15 protein-coding genes are annotated in these 16546 nt (G+C 61.7%); 6 read left to right on the forward strand and 9 right to left on the reverse strand.

Annotation, left to right across the window (positions count from 1 at the left end; all coding sequences use genetic code 11):
• The coding region (locus PQQ51_RS27990; RefSeq protein WP_408500388.1) for a tetratricopeptide repeat protein at window positions 1-1566 on the forward strand (1566 nt) is incomplete at its 5' end.
• 72 nt (window positions 1567-1638) lie between these two features.
• Here the strand turns inward: PQQ51_RS27990 and PQQ51_RS27995 are convergent.
• From PQQ51_RS27995 to PQQ51_RS28010, 4 genes are all read right to left on the reverse strand, one after another.
• Window positions 1639-2898 (reverse strand): hypothetical protein, encoded by a 1260-nt coding sequence (locus PQQ51_RS27995; RefSeq protein WP_408500390.1) that lies wholly within the window; start codon window positions 2896-2898, stop codon window positions 1639-1641.
• 202 nt (window positions 2899-3100) lie between these two features.
• Window positions 3101-3766 carry a DUF799 domain-containing protein gene (locus PQQ51_RS28000; protein WP_408500391.1) on the reverse strand — a complete coding sequence of 222 codons (666 nt, stop codon included), beginning with the start codon at window positions 3764-3766 and terminating at the stop codon, window positions 3101-3103.
• A 15-nt stretch (window positions 3767-3781) separates the two neighbouring features.
• The gene (locus tag PQQ51_RS28005) at window positions 3782-4150 is read right to left on the reverse strand and encodes a DUF4810 domain-containing protein (protein ID WP_408500393.1); all 369 of its coding nucleotides are present in this window, start codon (window positions 4148-4150) and stop codon (window positions 3782-3784) included.
• A 71-nt stretch (window positions 4151-4221) separates the two neighbouring features.
• The gene (locus PQQ51_RS28010) at window positions 4222-4896 is read right to left on the reverse strand and encodes a CsgG/HfaB family protein (protein ID WP_408500395.1); all 675 of its coding nucleotides are present in this window, start codon (window positions 4894-4896) and stop codon (window positions 4222-4224) included.
• Between the two features lie 730 nt (window positions 4897-5626).
• Between PQQ51_RS28010 and PQQ51_RS28015 the strand changes: the two genes are divergently transcribed.
• The 4 genes from PQQ51_RS28015 (at window position 5627) to PQQ51_RS28030 (ending at window position 10644) form a co-directional block, all read left to right on the forward strand.
• On the forward strand, window positions 5627-6889 hold the full coding sequence (locus PQQ51_RS28015; protein ID WP_408500396.1) for an MFS transporter: 1263 nt from the start codon (window positions 5627-5629) through the stop codon (window positions 6887-6889).
• An 82-nt stretch (window positions 6890-6971) separates the two neighbouring features.
• On the forward strand, window positions 6972-7889 hold the full coding sequence (locus PQQ51_RS28020; RefSeq protein WP_408500397.1) for a LysR substrate-binding domain-containing protein: 918 nt from the start codon (window positions 6972-6974) through the stop codon (window positions 7887-7889).
• A gap of 165 nt (window positions 7890-8054) precedes the next feature.
• Window positions 8055-9362: an MFS transporter gene (locus PQQ51_RS28025; protein WP_408500398.1), complete on the forward strand. Its 1308-nt coding sequence runs from the start codon at window positions 8055-8057 to the stop codon at window positions 9360-9362.
• A 34-nt stretch (window positions 9363-9396) separates the two neighbouring features.
• Window positions 9397-10644 carry a metal-dependent hydrolase family protein gene (locus PQQ51_RS28030; protein ID WP_408500399.1) on the forward strand — a complete coding sequence of 416 codons (1248 nt, stop codon included), beginning with the start codon at window positions 9397-9399 and terminating at the stop codon, window positions 10642-10644.
• 30 nt (window positions 10645-10674) lie between these two features.
• Here PQQ51_RS28030 and PQQ51_RS28035 read toward each other — a convergent pair whose 3' ends face one another.
• The 5 genes from PQQ51_RS28035 to PQQ51_RS28055 form a co-directional block, all read right to left on the reverse strand.
• Entirely contained in the window at window positions 10675-12492 is a 1818-nt protein-coding gene (locus PQQ51_RS28035) for a hypothetical protein (protein WP_408500400.1), read from the reverse strand.
• 9 nt (window positions 12493-12501) lie between these two features.
• Window positions 12502-12888 carry a GtrA family protein gene (locus PQQ51_RS28040; RefSeq protein ID WP_408500402.1) on the reverse strand — a complete coding sequence of 129 codons (387 nt, stop codon included), beginning with the start codon at window positions 12886-12888 and terminating at the stop codon, window positions 12502-12504.
• Window positions 12885-13841, reverse strand: coding sequence for a glycosyltransferase family 2 protein (locus PQQ51_RS28045; RefSeq protein WP_408500403.1), 957 nt, complete (start codon window positions 13839-13841; stop codon window positions 12885-12887). The genes PQQ51_RS28040 and PQQ51_RS28045 overlap by 4 nt, the downstream gene beginning before the upstream one ends.
• 217 nt (window positions 13842-14058) lie before the next feature.
• The gene (locus PQQ51_RS28050; protein ID WP_408500405.1) at window positions 14059-14382 is read right to left on the reverse strand and encodes a hypothetical protein; all 324 of its coding nucleotides are present in this window, start codon (window positions 14380-14382) and stop codon (window positions 14059-14061) included.
• A 149-nt stretch (window positions 14383-14531) separates the two neighbouring features.
• Window positions 14532-15443, reverse strand: a complete 912-nt coding sequence (locus PQQ51_RS28055) for a DMT family transporter (RefSeq protein ID WP_408500407.1) — start codon at window positions 15441-15443, stop codon at window positions 14532-14534.
• Between the two features lie 137 nt (window positions 15444-15580).
• Between PQQ51_RS28055 and PQQ51_RS28060 the strand changes: the two genes are divergently transcribed.
• Window positions 15581-16501 carry a LysR family transcriptional regulator gene (locus PQQ51_RS28060; RefSeq protein ID WP_408500409.1) on the forward strand — a complete coding sequence of 307 codons (921 nt, stop codon included), beginning with the start codon at window positions 15581-15583 and terminating at the stop codon, window positions 16499-16501.
• Window positions 16502-16546: the final 45 nt, after the last annotated feature.

Consider the following 16546-nt stretch of genomic DNA (forward strand, 5'->3'; position numbering starts at 1 on the left):
TATATGCGCGTTTCCGGCTCCGCACCACTTATCCTAACGTCCCTTGCGCTACTTGCTTTTTGCAAATACGTGAGCGCTTCCACTATCGAGCGCGTCGCACCGGCTCCGGCAGCGTTGTCAGATGCGTCGGGTTCCGAGGTGAAATCGCGAACGGACGCCAACGCGATTTTGACGGCGGCGGAACTGGTAAGCATCGGCCAACAGTTACTCCAGGCCAAACGCTACGACGACGCGGTGACGTATTTCAACAAGGCCTTGAAGGCGGGCTATTTTGAGCCCGCGCTCATCGGCCGGGCGAGTGCTTACATGCTAATCGGTCAGCTGGATTCGGCGCTCACAGACTACTCGGCAGTGCTGGCGCGCGACTCGCGCTCCGCAGACGCGCTGTTCGGTCGAGCAAGTGTCTACATCGCGCGGCAGCAGCGCGCGCTTGCTCTCGACGATTTGAATGCGGCAATTGCGCTCGCTCCGGACCCAAGATTCTCCACGATCGCGCTCGCTCTACGTGCACACGTGTTTGAGGATGCTCAGGAATATACGAAGGCCGGCGATGATTTTTTTGCTGCAGGCAGGATTAGCCCCACAACGCCATCGCTGTTTTTTCACCTGGCGGGACTGATGTACGAGAAGGCCAATCAAAATGGGCGAGCAGTCGCTGTTCTTTCACAAGCGATCGACCTGGACCCGCACGACGCGGATCTTTACCAATCCCGTGGCCGCATGTACAAAAAGCAACGGGATCTCGGACGCGCACTGAACGACTACACGACCTCGGTACGCCTCGACCCCACTGATGTCGACCAGCATCAATCACTTGCCGATCTGCTGGACACGATGGGCCAGAAAGAAGCCGCACTCGACGAAGACAACGAAGTAGTTCGTTTAGCGCCGGATTCGGCCGAGTCGTACGTCGCTCGCGCACAGATATTCACCGAACTGGGACGAGATGTCGAAGCACGACGCGACTACGCTGAGGCTGAGCGTATTGCGCCCGGTACGCCGCGCCTGGTTCATTCGCGGATGCAGTTCCTCTTTTATCAGGGTGATTACGCGGGTGCTGTCGCTGATGCGAACGCGTGGTTGGCTGCGCCGACCAGGTCCAAGGATCCTGTCAACGTCGCCTATACGCTGCTTTGGCGGCACATCGCGATGCAACGTCAACGCATTGATGACCGCGCTGACCTGGAGGCCGCAACTTCGCCATTACCGATTCGCGATCAATGGCCGTATCCGTTGATCGAGTTTTCGCTCACCAGGATCGACGAGACGCAACTGCGCGCAGCCGCCTCGCGAGGAGACCCGATCACATCGCAGGAGCACCTATGTGAGGCTAGCGCATACATCGGCGAGCGTTACGCATCCCATGGACAGAATCCTCAAGCAAAAAGTGCGTTCCAGACCGCAATGGCAATTTGCCCGGTGTCATTCATCGAACACGACCTCGCAATACGCGGACTGAAGCAAATCGCGACAGCGCTGGGTCAGGCAGGCGCAAGCGTACATTCCTGGAAATCAGATCAGCATCTTTCGACCGCCACTGCGAACAAGCCGGCCACACCGCAGTGACTTGGAAATCGAAAGGAGGCTCGCAAGAGCATGCAAAACGATCGCAAACCCGATTGCATGCAGCCTCCTTGCTTAATTGTCGGAGCCGCGCTTATCTGCCGTGCCCCAAGGATGCCCCGGCGGCACCTCATCCAGGCGCTTTGCCCGTTCAGCGACCTCGTTAGCCTGCGCCGCTGCTGTTGAGATTGGCACGCCAATGGAATGCAGCGCTACGGTCGCGTGCAATTCGTTTGCCACGTCGCGCTGACTGGCCGCCGTTCTGAGCGCCGCGGATTCCACCAACGCCGGCGGCACAACAGACGCTCTGGTCATGCGTGCGCGAGCCCGTGACGCAAATTGCTCACTGACGGTAGTTGTCGCATCCCACAGCCCATCCGTTCCTTGCTGCGCGGAGAAATTTTCCTCGCGAAGCGACGCGAGAGTTTCTGCGTATTCGGGCATCGCGGCGGCCATTTTCGAACGATGCTCCGTAATGTCGTCTTTGAGACCGGGTAGGTCTTCCGCCGTGTAGAACTCGTCGACTTCGGTGTTTTCCGGTTGCCTGCTAAACCGGCCATCGGTCGATAGAACCGCCGCTCCGATCGACCACGCGTCCATCGCAACGGAAGGCGCGTCGCTCTCGGGATTGGCTGGTGACAATTGAGCCCATCCATGATCGATATCCGTATGAGTCACCATTTCGACCAGCCGGTCGTCGAGCGCACTGCGGGGTGGTTGGGCGTTAAGCCTTTCGAGAGCACGAACGGCGGTGTGAGCAGCGAATTCGCCGCAGCTCCCTGCCTGGGTAAGACTGGCGGACGCAAAGAGTTCCGGCAGTCGATGATCTCCGAAAGGCGTCAGGAGCACGCCGACGCCAGGATGTTTCGCCGCGTCAGTGCGCAATCCGCCTTCGTGGTTGTATTGACGCAGTGCCTGGGTAACGTTGCCGGGGCCGAACGGGAAATTCGTCCGCGCACTTTCCATCGCGGTTGTCGCGAGGCATAAATCCTTCAGCGGCGTACCTTCGACATGCTCACCCAATGCGGCCTTCGCCGTGAGATAGGCGCCTAATTCCGCGACGGGAGCGGCCAGATCACGTTTAATTGCAGGACCTGTACGAAGCTTCTTTGCTTCGCGTGCTTCCGGCGTTGCATTGCGAGTGGGCAGGCCTTCGAGTACTCCATCACGCTTACGCTTATTTCCACCCGATCCGCCCGATAAGGGTTGCCCTTGCCCGTCCGGTTTGGGTGACGGCCCACCCGACGGGGAAATGAGCGATTCGTTGTCGCGGGATAATGTCGATGGAATCTGGGTTGAAGAAGCCGGTCTGTTAGTAATCACGGTGTTGTCCACGTAGCACGCAAGCTTGTGAGCTTGCACGCCGACGTAGTACCGGGAAAGCGCACTACCGAATTGCAGGCGCGTTGCGCGAAGCGTGAATCCGATCCTGCGACGGTATGACGTTCAAATGACTTGCCGCACACAATCGGCATGCGAACCGGTCACGGACCGGTTCGCAAACCACCATCGCAGGATTTCCCAGCTTTCCCAACAATCAATCGGTCCCGTACTTCGGCGAGCGCGGACCATAAAGCAACCCGGTCGGCGGTCCGGCATGCAGCAACCGATAGCTCGTGATCCCGGCAATATCGTGACTCTTGTCAGTCAGCGAGTTGGAAATCTGCTTGACCGCGGCGATCACCAGCATCCCGATCAGACCGCCACCGCTAGCGTTATTCCCCTCGTTGCTATTGGCGCTCGCGCTGCCTTGCCAAAGCACGGTGCCCGTTTTCAGATCGACGAGTTTCGCCGATGTCGAAACCACCGTCGCGCTATCCAGCACGCGATACGTCGTGCCGTATTGCGTGATCTTCGAATACAGCACCGCGTCGGCGCCAAAGATTTCGCGCAGCTTCGCAGGCGGAGTCTGCTGGATATCGCCGGCGGTCGTCAGGCCGTTCTGCCTGAACGTCTCTTCCATGACCGCGACCGGCACCACGTAGTAGCCGGCTTCGGCCAGCGGCATCGTCATCTGCGAGATCATGCTGTTCGACGCTTGCACATCGGTCGTGGCGTTATCCGGCGGCAGCACCAGGATCGATCGCGGATGCGCATCCTTGAAGGCCGTGTAATCGACGTGCCGCACGGGCTGCGCGCACGCAGCAAGCAGCGCGAGGCTGGACAAGGCAAACCAGAGCTTGGGAGAAAGGAACTTGGACATAACGGACTCGCTCGCTTATTGTTGTTTCGGCTTCTTCATCAGGAAATCCATGTAGGTCGACGACTCGGGAAACAGATGTTTCTCGGCGTCGAATTCCTGCATGGCCTGGCCGTCGTTGCCGACACTCGCGTACAGCATGCCCAGTTGCGCGTGAAAGCCGGGCGGCGGCGTGCTGCCCTTCGCGTTAATCAGCTGGACTGCCTTCTGGAGTGCGTCGATCTGCTCCTGCGGCGACTTCTCACCCTTCAGATAGTCGTAGACCGCCGGCTGATAACCGCTCCATTGATAGAGCGGCGGCGTAGCGTTGTTCGCGCATCCCGCGAGCAGCAGAGTTGCCGCCGTGACCGGCAGGCAGATTCCCCGAATCGTGCCGATGTATTTCATTTTTTGAACCCCTTTAGCGTGGTTGTTTTTATCAAGCGTGAATGATTTGACGACAGGCCCTCGCGGCCCGTCTAGTGCGCCGGCTTGAGCGCGCCCGCGTCGACCTGATCGGCCAGGTGGTTGACCGCTTCCTGGATCGCGAGATCGAGCACCTTGCCGTTGAGCGTGGAGTCATAGCTGGCCGTGCCGCCGAAGCCGATGATTTCCCGGCTCGACAGACTGAACTCACCCGCGCCCTGGCTCGACGCCACGACTTCGGAGGTTGTCGTATCGACCACGTTCAGGCTCACCTTCGCGTACGCCACCTGGTTTCTGCCGCTGCCGAGGATGCCGAACAACTGGTGATCGCCCACTTCCTTGCGGCCGAATTCGGTCACGTCGCCGGTGATCACATAGTTCGCACCTTTGATCGCCTGGGTCTTCTTCGCGAAGCCCGCTTCCTGACGGATCTCGTCGAGGTTGTCGCGATCGAGCACGTTGAAGCGTCCGCTTTGCTGAAGCGACGTGACGAGGATGGTCTTCGCCTGGCCGCCCAGACGGTCGACGCCGTCGGAGAAAATGCCGCGCATGTAGCTCGAACGATTGTCGAACTTGCCGACCGAGATCTGCACCGGCTTGCCGACGGCCGGCCGCTGCACGCTAACGGGCGGCGCGATCGGCAGCGAGCGCGACGACTCCGTTGCGCAACCGCTCAAGGCGACGATGGCGGCCGCGAGTACGACGCCGTATTTTTTAGTCGAATTCATTGATCTTCCTATTCGATAAAACTGTTAAGACGATTGAATGTCTGCGCTAACAGAAAGCACGGTGACAGAGCACCGTGGTTACAAGCGCCGGACTGGGAGGCAGTGTCGTGCCGTGCGTGACTCGGGGAGCCGCGTTTGGCATGAGGTCGGCGGAATTGAGCGCCGCGGATGAAGGGGGGCTCGAAGAGTGGGGTGGGCGTGCGCCGGGAGGCGAGTCGGCGGAGCCCCGCGCGCATCGGATACGGCAGCCGTCGGAGCCGGCCGACGGCCGGCCGCTCGTGAGTAGGCGAAAGCATGGGCGCTCGCAATGCATAGGCTGCACAAGCATCGCGACGCTCTCAGTACATCACTGCGCTCACCTCTATTTTTTCTGTGTTGCATGGTCTTCTTCTCGACGCGCAGGGGCACGTGCGATTCCCTCGATGCGGTCGTTTCGCCGCTTGTTGGCTTTGTAGTAAATATTCCAAACGCGTTATCGGCGGCTTTCGAAAAAACTTTAGTGCCTTACGCCGCGCTATTGGCGTTCAAGGTATGCGGCTTGCGTCATCTATGCTGCGTCTGCATTTCTGCCAGCAATTTAGCCTGCATCGACATCGCTTCTTCCAGCGCGGCGCGCTCCTTCATGCCTCGCAGCCGCGACGCGCGCCGCGTGGGCCGCCTCAGCAAGGCAATTCGTCTTGCACTACACTAGCGGCCCGCCCAAGCCAGCTCCGTAGAGAGCAAGACATCGATGCCTCCAGCTCCCGCCGACCCTCCTGGTTCGTCCTCCTTCAGTTTGCCGAAGCACCCCGCCTTCCAGCGATTCTGGTGCACACGGATCCTTTCTTCGCTGTCGTTCCAGATGCTCGCCGTCGCGATGGGCTGGCACATCTATGCGCTCACGCATAGCGCGTTCGCCCTCGGCCTCGTCGGCCTCGCGCAGTTCCTGCCGATGTTCATGCTGACGCTGGTGGTCGGCCATGTCGCCGATCGCTACGACCGTCGCCGTATCGCGGCCATCTGTCAAAGCATAGAAAGCGTCGCTGCGTTGCTGTTCGCCTGCGGGACCTTCGGCGGGTGGATCAGCGCGCCGGTCATCTATGTGCTGGCCGCATGCGTCGGCGCAGCGCGCGCGTTCGAATCGCCCGCGGTCGCGTCGCTGCTGCCCGCTGTCGTGCCGCGCGGCGAATTGCCGCGAGCGACCGCATGGGCCACGTCCGCCAATCAAACCGCGCAGATCGCCGGACCCGCGTTGGGCGGGCTGCTGTACGGCGTCGGGCCGGGCGCGGCGTATCTCGCGTGCATGCTGTCGTTCGGCGCCGCGGCGCTCGCGGTATGGGCGATTCCGTTGCAGGCCAAGCCGGCGAATCGCCCACCTGTCACGCTCGAATCGGTGTTCTCGGGGATCGCCTTCATCCGCAAGGAGCCGGTGATTCTGGGGGCGCTGTCGCTGGATCTGTTCGCCGTGCTGTTCGGCGGCACCACGGCGCTGCTGCCGGTTTTTGCGCGCGACATGCTGCATACGGGACCGCTCGGTCTCGGCTTGCTGCGCTCGGGCACGGCCATCGGCGCGCTCGCGGGCACCATCTGGCTCGCGCATTTTCCGTTGCGCAACCGGCCCGGCGCTGCGATGTTCGGCGGGGTCATCGCGTTCGGCGCGGCCACCATCGTGTTCGGACTGTCGCATGAGTTCTTTGTGTCGCTGTTCGCGTTGATGGTGCTCGGCGCGTCGGACACCATCAGCGTGGTCGTGCGGCTTTCGCTCGTGCAACTGCGCACGCCGAATGAAATGCTGGGACGCGTCAGCGCGGTGAATTCGCTTTTCATCGGGACGTCGAACCAGTTGGGAGAATTCGAGTCCGGTGTGACGGCCGGTTGGTGGGGCGCGCGACCCGCGGTGCTGTTCGGCGGCATCGCGACGATCACGGTCGCGTTGCTGTGGATGCGGTTCTTTCCGGAGTTGAAGCGCACGCGCTCGCTCGCGCGCGAAGACGATCTCGCGCCGAGTCGATGAGCGAGGTGGCGTGCGCCCTGAATGGACGCGGCGCGCGAGCCGCTATGATGATGTTCACGTCATCGCAACGGACACGCTCATCATGCGCATCGCTCCTTTACCCCCGCTGCAATGCCTGATCGCATTCGAATCGGCGATGCGGCACGCGAGCTTTACCAAAGCGGCCGCTGAGCTGCATCTGACGCAAAGCGCGATCAGCCGTCAGATCGCGCAACTTGAAGATTTCCTCGGCCGCTCGCTGTTCGTGCGCGAGCACCGCGCGTTGCGTCTGACGATCGCGGGCGAGCAATATGCGAGGCACGTGCAAACGCTACTGACCCAATGCTCCGAAGCAACGCTCGACGTGATGAAGCGCTACGGCGATCAGGAATTGACGATCGCCTGTTCATCCGGCGTCGCGGTGTTGTGGCTCACGCCGCGGCTCGGCGCTTTCCGCGCCGCGTATCCGCACGTGAAGATCAGGATGATCGTGCGCGACGGCCTCGCGTCGTTGTCGCCTGCGGAATTCGACGTCGGCCTGTACTACATCCGCCAGCGCGCGGAGCCGCATTTCACGGCCCGCCGTCTCTTCGACGAAGAGGTCTATCCGGTCTGCTCGCCCGCTTATCTCGCGGGCCGCGTGCTTACACCCGCCGACCTCGCGCATGAAACGCTGCTGATGCAGGAAGACGGTCAGCGGCAATGGATGTCGTGGGCCGAATGGTTCCGTCTGAACGACGTGCCGATGCCGGGCGCGCCGCACACCGTCGTCATCAATCATTATCCGCAGCTCGTGCAGATGGCGATTCTCGGCCAGGGCGTGGTGCTCGGCTGGCGTCATATGATCGACGCATGCCTCGACGAAGGGCTGCTGGTGCGGGCCACGCGAGCGTCCGCGAGTCACGGCGGCGGCTACTACGTGGTGTCGCCGAACGAGCGCGCGCAAAACCAGGCGGCCCGGGTATTCACGCGCTGGCTGTTCGATCAGGCGGAAGAACAGGTCGGCAGGGCGGCGGCCTAAGCGAAGTTCGCATGCGCTGCACGCATGCATGCATGCGAATCTTTCGTTTCGAAAACAAATCAGGTCTCTCTACGATCGGCTTTATGCATGCGAAAGCGCTACTCCAGATGGCGCGGCGTGTGACGACAGATCCGCCAGACAGGCAGCCAGATGAGGAAAGAGACCATGCAAGGAACGCTTTCATCCAACGTCGCGATATCCGTGGATACGCTTGCGCGGCAGCGGCGCCGCGCGATTATCGCCACCGTGCTAGGCAACGGGCTCGAGTGGTTCGACTTCACCGTCTACAGCTTTTTCGCGGTCATCATCGCGAAGCTGTTTTTCCCGACCGGCAATGAACTGACCTCGCTGCTGCTCGCCGTCGCGACCTTCGGCGTGGGCTTTTTCATGCGGCCGGTGGGCGGCATCGTGCTCGGCGTGTACTCGGATAAGGTCGGACGAAAGGCCGCGCTTTCGCTGACCATTCTGCTGATGGCGGGCGGCACCGCGCTCATCGGTCTCGCGCCGACTTACGACCAGATCGGCGTGTGGGCGCCGGTGTTGATCGTGGTCGCGCGTTTGCTGCAAGGCTTTTCGGCCGGCGGCGAAATGGGCAGCGCGACCGCGTTTCTCACCGAATATGCGCCCGCCGGCAAGCGCGCTTATTACTCGAGCTGGATCCAGTCGAGCATCGGTTTCGCGGTGCTGCTCGGCGCGGCGGTCGGCACCTTCGTCACGGCGAACCTCAGCGCGGACGCATTGCATTCGTGGGGTTGGAGAATGCCGTTCCTGATCGGGATTCTGATCGGCCCGGTCGGCTATTTCATTCGCAGCCGGATGGACGAAACGCCGGTGTTCAGCGCGGTCGCCGAGCAGGCGAAGAAGGATTCGCCGCTCTCCGAAGTATTCCGCACGTTCCCGCGCGAAACCTTCGCGAGCTTCTCGATGGTGATCCTGTGGACGGTATGCACGTACGTGCTGCTGTTCTACATGCCGACCTATTCGGTACGCACGTTGCACCTGCCGCAATCCACCGGCTTTCTCGCGGGGATGTTCGGCGGCGCGATGATCATGTGCTTCTCGCCGGTGGTCGGCAAACTCGCGGACACGTTCGGCCGTCGCCGTTTTCTGTCGGGCTCGGCAGCGCTGATCCTGGTGCTTGCGTGGCCGATGTTCGCGTACATCAACCGTGCGCCCGGTCTTGCTTCGCTGATGGTGTTTCAGGGCGTGTTCGGCCTGCTGATCGCGGCTTACACGGGCCCGATTCTCGCGGCGTTCTCCGAGTTGTTCCCGACCAAGGTGTTGTCGACGGGACTGTCGGTTGCGTACAACTTCGCGGTGACGATTTTCGGCGGCTTCGCACCGTTCTTCATCACGTGGCTGATCGCGTCGACGGGCAGCAATATGGCGCCCGCGATCTACGTGATGATCGCCGCGACGATCAGCCTCGTCGGCACGTTCTATCTGCGCGCTCCCGGCAGCGTGCGGGCTTGAGGCATTCTCGAGTCATTCAGTCAGGAAGAAAGTAATGAGTATTACGGTAATTAGCGGCGGCAACGTATTGGATCTGGTGCAGGGCGTGTTGTTCGAGCATCATCATGTGGTGATCGAAAACGGCCATATCGTCGAAGTCACCGATCGTCCGGTCGATCTGCCGAATGCGCGTGTGATCGATGCGCGCGGCAAGACAGTGATGCCGGGTCTGATCGATTGCCACGTCCATGTGCTGGCGTCGCGCGCGAATCTCGGCGTGAATGCGGCGCAGCCGAATATCCTCACCGCGATTCGCGCGCTGCCGATTCTGAAAGCGATGCTCGGCCGCGGATTCACAAGCGTGCGCGACGCCGGCGGCGCGGATTGGGGTTTGACGCAGGCGCTCGAAAGCGGCCTGATTCCGGGGCCGCGGATTTTCCCATCGGGCAAGGCGTTGTCGCAAACCGGCGGTCACGGCGACTTCCGTCCGCGCGGCGACGTGCTCGAACCGTGTTCGTGCGCGTTTCGCGCGGGGGCGATTGCGCGGGTTGTCGACGGTGTCGATGCGGTGCGTCTCGCCGTGCGCGAAGAGATTCAGAAGGGCGCGACGCAGATCAAGATCATGGCCTCCGGCGGCGTGGCTTCGCCGACCGATCCGATCAGCAATACCCAGTACTCCGAAGATGAAATCCGCGCGATCGTCGCCGAAGCGGAGGCCGCCAACACCTACGTGATGGCGCATGCGTACACCGGCCGCGCGATTGCGCGGGCGATTCGCTGCGGCGTGCGCACGATCGAGCACGGCAATCTGGTCGACGAAGCCGCCGCGAAACTGATGCACGAGCACGGCGCGTTCGCCGTGCCCACACTCGTGACCTACGACGCGCTGGCCAGGCACGGCGCCGATTACGGCTTGCCGGCCGATTCGATTGCGAAGATCGAAACCGTGCGGCAGGCAGGGCGCGATTCGTTGCAGATCTACGCGAACGCCGGCGTGCGGATGGGTTTCGGTTCAGACCTGCTGGGCGAAATGCATACGTTCCAGAGCGATGAATTGCGGATTCGCGCTGAAGTGCTCGGCAATCTCGAAGCGCTGCGATCGGCTACCGCGATCGCCGCGGAGATCGTCGATCTGAGCGGCAAGCTCGGCGCGATCCGAGTGGGGGCGATTGCCGACGTGCTGGTGGTCGATGGCGATCCGCTGAAAGACATCGGCGTGTTGACGGGGCAGGGCGAGCGCCTCGCGTATGTGCTGCAACGTGGCGAGGTGGTGAGCGAGCGAGGCGCGGTTGTGGCGGGTTGATGCAGATTCGGGGCGATCCTTTTGAAGTTCCTATTTGATCGTCAACCTGCACCACTGGAAGATCTGTACGCCCTTCCCAATGCCTGACCGATACGGCACACAAGACTTCTCGTCGAGATGAAATCCGTTTCGTTCAAAGACCGGAGCCGCCTCGCCGACGATGGCGCGATTCTCGGATACGGTGTCGCGGATGTCGTCGGCCCGCACGGTCAGGCGGCACTGTTCATTCGCGGCACTGCTATCGACTACGCTTGCGTGCAGTCGTAACCTCGATACGGCCCAACGCATCGCAGCGCATCCGCGTGGTCCTTCGTTAATCCCGAGACGGCCCACCAGCCGATTCACGTCAGCGACGTTGTCGTCGCGCCAGTTATAGGTGCCGTTGATCAGCCCAAAAACTGGCCCACTGCGCTCCCGGGCCAGTGACAGTATCCGGCCGCGGAACACATCTGTTGCCGGAAAACTGCTTTCAAGCTGTGTGAACGCGACGCTATCAGGGAACTGGGTCGCGACCCATCCCCATGCGGTCGTTCCACTGACGATCACAACGGTCGTCCGGTCCGGTTCGGTGAGGGGAGGAATCTCGGCATGGTAGAGGGGATCCGACCAACCCTCGTGCCCCCACGTTCGCGCTCCCCCGGTCACGACGACACCTGAGGCGACGACAAGCAGCGTTATTGCTACGCGCTTCGCATGCCGCTGTTGTGGCAGTGCATAGTTCAGCAGGATCCACACAGCCATCGGAGCCAGTACTTCCACGGCGACGAGGTAACGGTAGATGCTGAAGACTTTCATCCACACGATAAAGCCGAGGCCGACGAAGAGAACGACAAGTCGCTGCCTGGGATCCAACGACGGATGCGTTGCATGGGAGCGCCTTTGTTTCGCCCACGCGACGCCGGCCATGATGAAAGCGAGATAGACGATCGGCCAGATGATCTGCCGGATCGGCGTCTCGCCGACGCGATGAGAATCGGCCGTGATGATGAAGGGCCACAGCAGCGACTCATATAGTCCATGCGGCAGCCATCTCGAATCGGCTGCCGCGCCGGGTTGCGTCAGGACGTTGGGAAAGAACCCGCCGAACTGTGGGTACAGTGGATTGCCATACAGGTTCCACATGTGGACCATCCAGTACCCGCCGGTGATCGCGATGCCGGCCAACACGCCGATACCGAACAGGAAGCTTATTCTGAGCCGCGCGAGCAAGGGGGCGGGGTAGCTGAGCAGTGCAAGACACAGCGCAACGGCGAAAATCGCATTGGTGAGCTTGAGACCGGCGCTGAGGCCCACGAGAACACCGCTTCCGACCGAGACGGCCAGAGCCGCTCCATCAGCCCGCACGAGTTGTTTCCAGTTGGAGAGCACGACGAGCACGCCTGCCAGCACGAGCAGCGCTGTCGTATCGTCGCCCATTGAGTTGCCCAGGCCGGAGAGGAAATTGGCCGTCAGGCATCCGGCCGCGGCAAGCAGCACCGGAACGCGCATGCGCCCGGTCTCCGATGCGTCGGGAAACGCATGACGTGCGATGCCGACGAGAAGAACGAACGTCAACCCATGTAACGTTCCCAACAGGAATCCGACCAGCCGGGACGGCAGATGTGTGTTCAGTGTGAACAGCACCACGTCCATGAGCGGGTTGAAGTACGACTGCATCCCGGCTGGCGCGAGATCGATCGATTGCTTTCCATGCAACCACGCGAACGGGTTATAAAGATGGTAGTTGTAGAGGTCCCAGTTTGAATCGGCACCCAGCCAGACGGAATAGAGGCCGAACAGAAGCGGAACGAGAATGCACGCCCGCGTGATCGAGCGCGGCGTATCGAAACGCGGGAATTTGAAGTTCATGGTGTGTTGCTACCGCTTTTTGAAAACCCACAGCTTCGCGCTGAGGAAGTTGACGATCATGCCAACAATCGAGCCCACGGCGACAGCGCACAGCGGCTTGAGCGGAGTACCTGGAAGAAGCATCACGGTCACGCTATAGGCCGCATAGTTCAGCGATCCGCCAGCGAGCATCGCGGACAAATACCGCCACCATTCCTGCCAGAGCGTGCCGGAGTCGTTCGGCGCAAACGTAAAGCGCCGATTGATCTGCCAGGTTGTCCATACGGCCGCCAGAAACGACACCAGCCGACCGACGAAGTAGCCCGCTCCAATCGCGAGCATCCCGTACAGAATGCCGGCATCGACCGCGAAGCCTACGCCACCGGCGATTGCGAATCGAACCAACTCCCGTTTCATTGCAGCGCTCGTCCTGTACCGCTGCCCGGCGCAGGTTGGCTCAGGTACGCGACGCGCTTGACCTCGCCTCGCCCTTGAGTCACGGTATCGAGCACGATTCCACACACGAGGAAGATGCCGCCGAGGATGGCCAACGCTGCGCACAGAACGACGGTCGGTATGCGAGGTACCAGCCCGGTGGAAAAGTACGTTTCAAAAAGGGGGAGCGCCAACAAAACCGAAGTCAGCACGCAGACCGCCGACCCTATGGAAAAAAACGCCAACGGCCGTTCGGCGCGGAACAGCTTCAGAATCATCCCGAGGATCTTGAAACCGTCACGGTAAGTGTTGAGCTTGCTGACCGAACCTTCCGGCCGCGATTTATAGGTCGTTGCAATTTCGGCGACCGGCATGCGCAATTCGAGGGCGTGTACGGTCAGTTCCGTCTCTGTTTCGAAGCCGGTCGAATGGGCGGGAAACGATTTGACATAGCGCCGCGAGAACACGCGGTATCCGGACAGCATGTCCGTGAACGATTTGCCGAAGATCGATGCGACAAAGCGAGTGAGCGCGACGTTGCCGAACCGGTGCCCGAGCCGGTACGCTTCCTGTTCATCCGACACTCTGCGCGCCACCACCATATCCAGAACATCTTCGATCAAACGTTCAACCAGCGCCGGCGCGGCGGACGCGTCGTACGTGTCGTCGCCGTCAACGAGGACGTAAACGTCGGCGTCGATATCCGCGAACATTCTGCGAATGACGTTGCCCTTACCCTGATAGGAAACCTGACGCACGATAGCGCCGGCGTTGCGCGCGATTTCCAGCGTGTTGTCGGTCGAGTTGTTGTCGAAGACATAGATTTCGGCGCCCGGAAGGGCTTGGCGGAAATCGTTCACGACAGAGAGGATCGTTGCGGCCTCGTTGTAACAAGGCACGAGGACAGCGAGGCGAAGCGACGAAGACAAATGCATCGGTGGGAGCGGACGGCTGTTGGATGGGTTATTCCCGCGTGGATTCAACGAGAGGTGCGTGCGTGTATTAACCCCATATTCTACCGCGCCCCCATGTGGCGCTTCTATTCGCGGGGCTCGGTGCGCCAAAGTAAAAGGGGCGCGGATCGAACAACCCGCGCCCCACGCGATTTAACCCGTCGCGCTTATTCGCAACGGTTTGTCATCTTTACCGCTGTTATTGGCCGGCAGCCGGCGACACGACACTCGGAGTCGCCAGCGTGTTGTTGGTCTTCGGCGCGCTGGTCGTCGTCGAGTTGCTGTTGCTGCTCGGCAGGCCCGAATTCGGCGCCCTGCCGGACATCCCGCTATCTGAATGGGTGGTGCCCGGCGTGCCGTAGCCGCCCGTTGCGTTGTTCGGCTGGCTGACCTGATTCGACGGGCTCGCCGTGCTGCCTGATGTGCCGTTGCCGCTCGAACCGCCGGCCGCCTGGGCATAAGCGCCACCCGACAGCGTGAGCGCGGCGAGGGCCGCGATTAATGTGCTGGTTGCCTTACTCATGACCTCTCCCTCCTTGATCGGACTGAAATAGAGAAAAGCAGACGGTCGCTGCCTGCTTGACGATGAAGGCAGCAAGCACCGTGCCGCGGGTTTGGGTCCGGATCGAAGCGTTGTGCGTGTTTCCACTTCGATCCCGTCGCCGCAAACCGTCACGCGTTCGCCGGGCTCACACGCCACGCACGCCATCGCACTGTCGCGAGAATCGCCGCGGCGACGATCAGCGCACCGCCTACCCACGCCGTCAGCGAAATCTTTTCGCCTAGCCAGAGGCACGCGAACAACGCGCCGAACGCCGGTTCGCTGCCCATCAGCAGCGACACGCGCGTCGGGCTGCTGCGCTTGATCGCGAAGTTCTGCGCGAAGAACGCGAACAACGTGCAGGCCAGCACCAGATAAGCGATATAGCCCCAGAACGCCGCGTGTCCGGCGAACCCAGGCACCGGCTGCCACTGATGCGGCATCAACAGCAGCGCCACCGCTGCGCTGCCGAACGCCACCACGCCCGACTGAACCGCGGTCACCGACAAAGGCGGCAACGCGGAATCGCGCATCACACGTTTGGTCACGCAGACATTCAATGCGCGCAGCAGTGCCGCAAGCAAAATCAGTGCGTCGCCGGGATTGAAGCTGAGCGCGCCGTCGCCGGCCAGCAACCAGGCGCCGAACAGCGACAACGCTACCGCCGCCCATTCGATCCGGGTCGGCCGGCGCTTGAGCAATAACCATTCGACGAGCGGCGTCAGCACCACGCACAGGCTGATCAGAAACGCCGCGTTGGCCGCGTGCGTCAGCAGAATGCCGAAGGTTTCGCACAGAAAGATGCCGAGCAGCAGCGCGCCGGCGATCAGCACGCCGCGCAGCGTGCGGGCGTCGGCGGCGCGCAGGTGGCGCAATGTCGGCGACAGAATCACGAACGTGATGCCGAAGCGCATCGCCAGCAAACCCAGCACCGGGTAAAAGACCAGCGCGCTTTTGACGACGCCGTAGCTGGTGCCCCACACCACGGCGACCGCGAGCAGCATCAGATCGGAAAGCAGGAGCAGGCGTTCTTGTTTCGACATGGCGGACCTCAACGCAGATGAGCGCGTATTGTCGAGCTTTGCGTATGCGGTGATAATCGGGCCGATGCGCACAGTGTTTATGTCGTAGATGCATTAATCCGCACGTCCCGTCTGTCTGCTCAGGAAGTCAGCCAAAGATGAACCCAACCGATCTTTTCGCTTTACTCCCCGACATGGCGGTGTTCGCGCGCGTGGTCGATGCCGGTAACTTCTCGGTGGCCGCGCGGCAGCTGGGGAGCACACCTTCCACGGTCAGCCGCCAGATCAAGCGGCTCGAAGACGCATTGGCCACGCGCCTGCTCGAACGCTCCACCCGCATGGTGCGAGTGACGGAATCGGGCGCCCAGGTGGTGCGCTTCTGTCGCGACATGGTGAGCGCTGCGTCGGGCGCGGTCGATGCAGCCGGGCAACTGGCCGGCCGGCCGCAAGGCAAGGTGAGCCTGAGCGCGCCCACCGCGTTCGCGAAGCAGGTGATCCATCCGTTGATCCCGGACTTCCTGCGTGCCTACGATGAAGTCGACTTGCAACTTCGTTTCACCGATCACGACATCGATCCGCTCGCCGACGATATCGATCTGGTGATCCGCCTGACCGAGCATCCGCCGCAAGGTCTCGCGGGAAGGCGGCTGGGTTCGGTGCGCTGGCTGCTGGTTGCGTCGCGCGCGTATCTGGATGCGCGGGGCACGCCCCAACAGCCGCGCGATCTGCTGAAGCACGACTGCATCTATCTCGGCGAAACCGCGGACGACAATCGCTGGCGCTTTCGCCGCGGCACGGAAACGCAAAGCGTCGACGTGACAGGCCGTTACATCGCCAACCATGTCGGCGCACGGCTCGAAGCGGCGCAACAGGATTTCGGCATCGCCAGCTTGCCGGAATTCGCCGCGACCGACGCGTTGTTGCGCGGCGAACTGGTGCAGGTGCTGCCCGACTGGACTATCGAAGCGCGGCCTTATGTCGGTTCCGTGTGGCTGCTTTATCCGCCGAATCGTTTCCTGCCGCCGAAGGTGAGGGTGTTGATCGACTACCTGGCGCAGCGTATCCAGCCTTCGCAATAAGCATGCATAAAAACGCACGCCGTGACGCGGATAGGTCTCCTGTGA

It is taken from the genome of Paraburkholderia xenovorans (assembly GCF_046030735.1).
Classification (GTDB): domain Bacteria; phylum Pseudomonadota; class Gammaproteobacteria; order Burkholderiales; family Burkholderiaceae; genus Paraburkholderia; species Paraburkholderia xenovorans_A.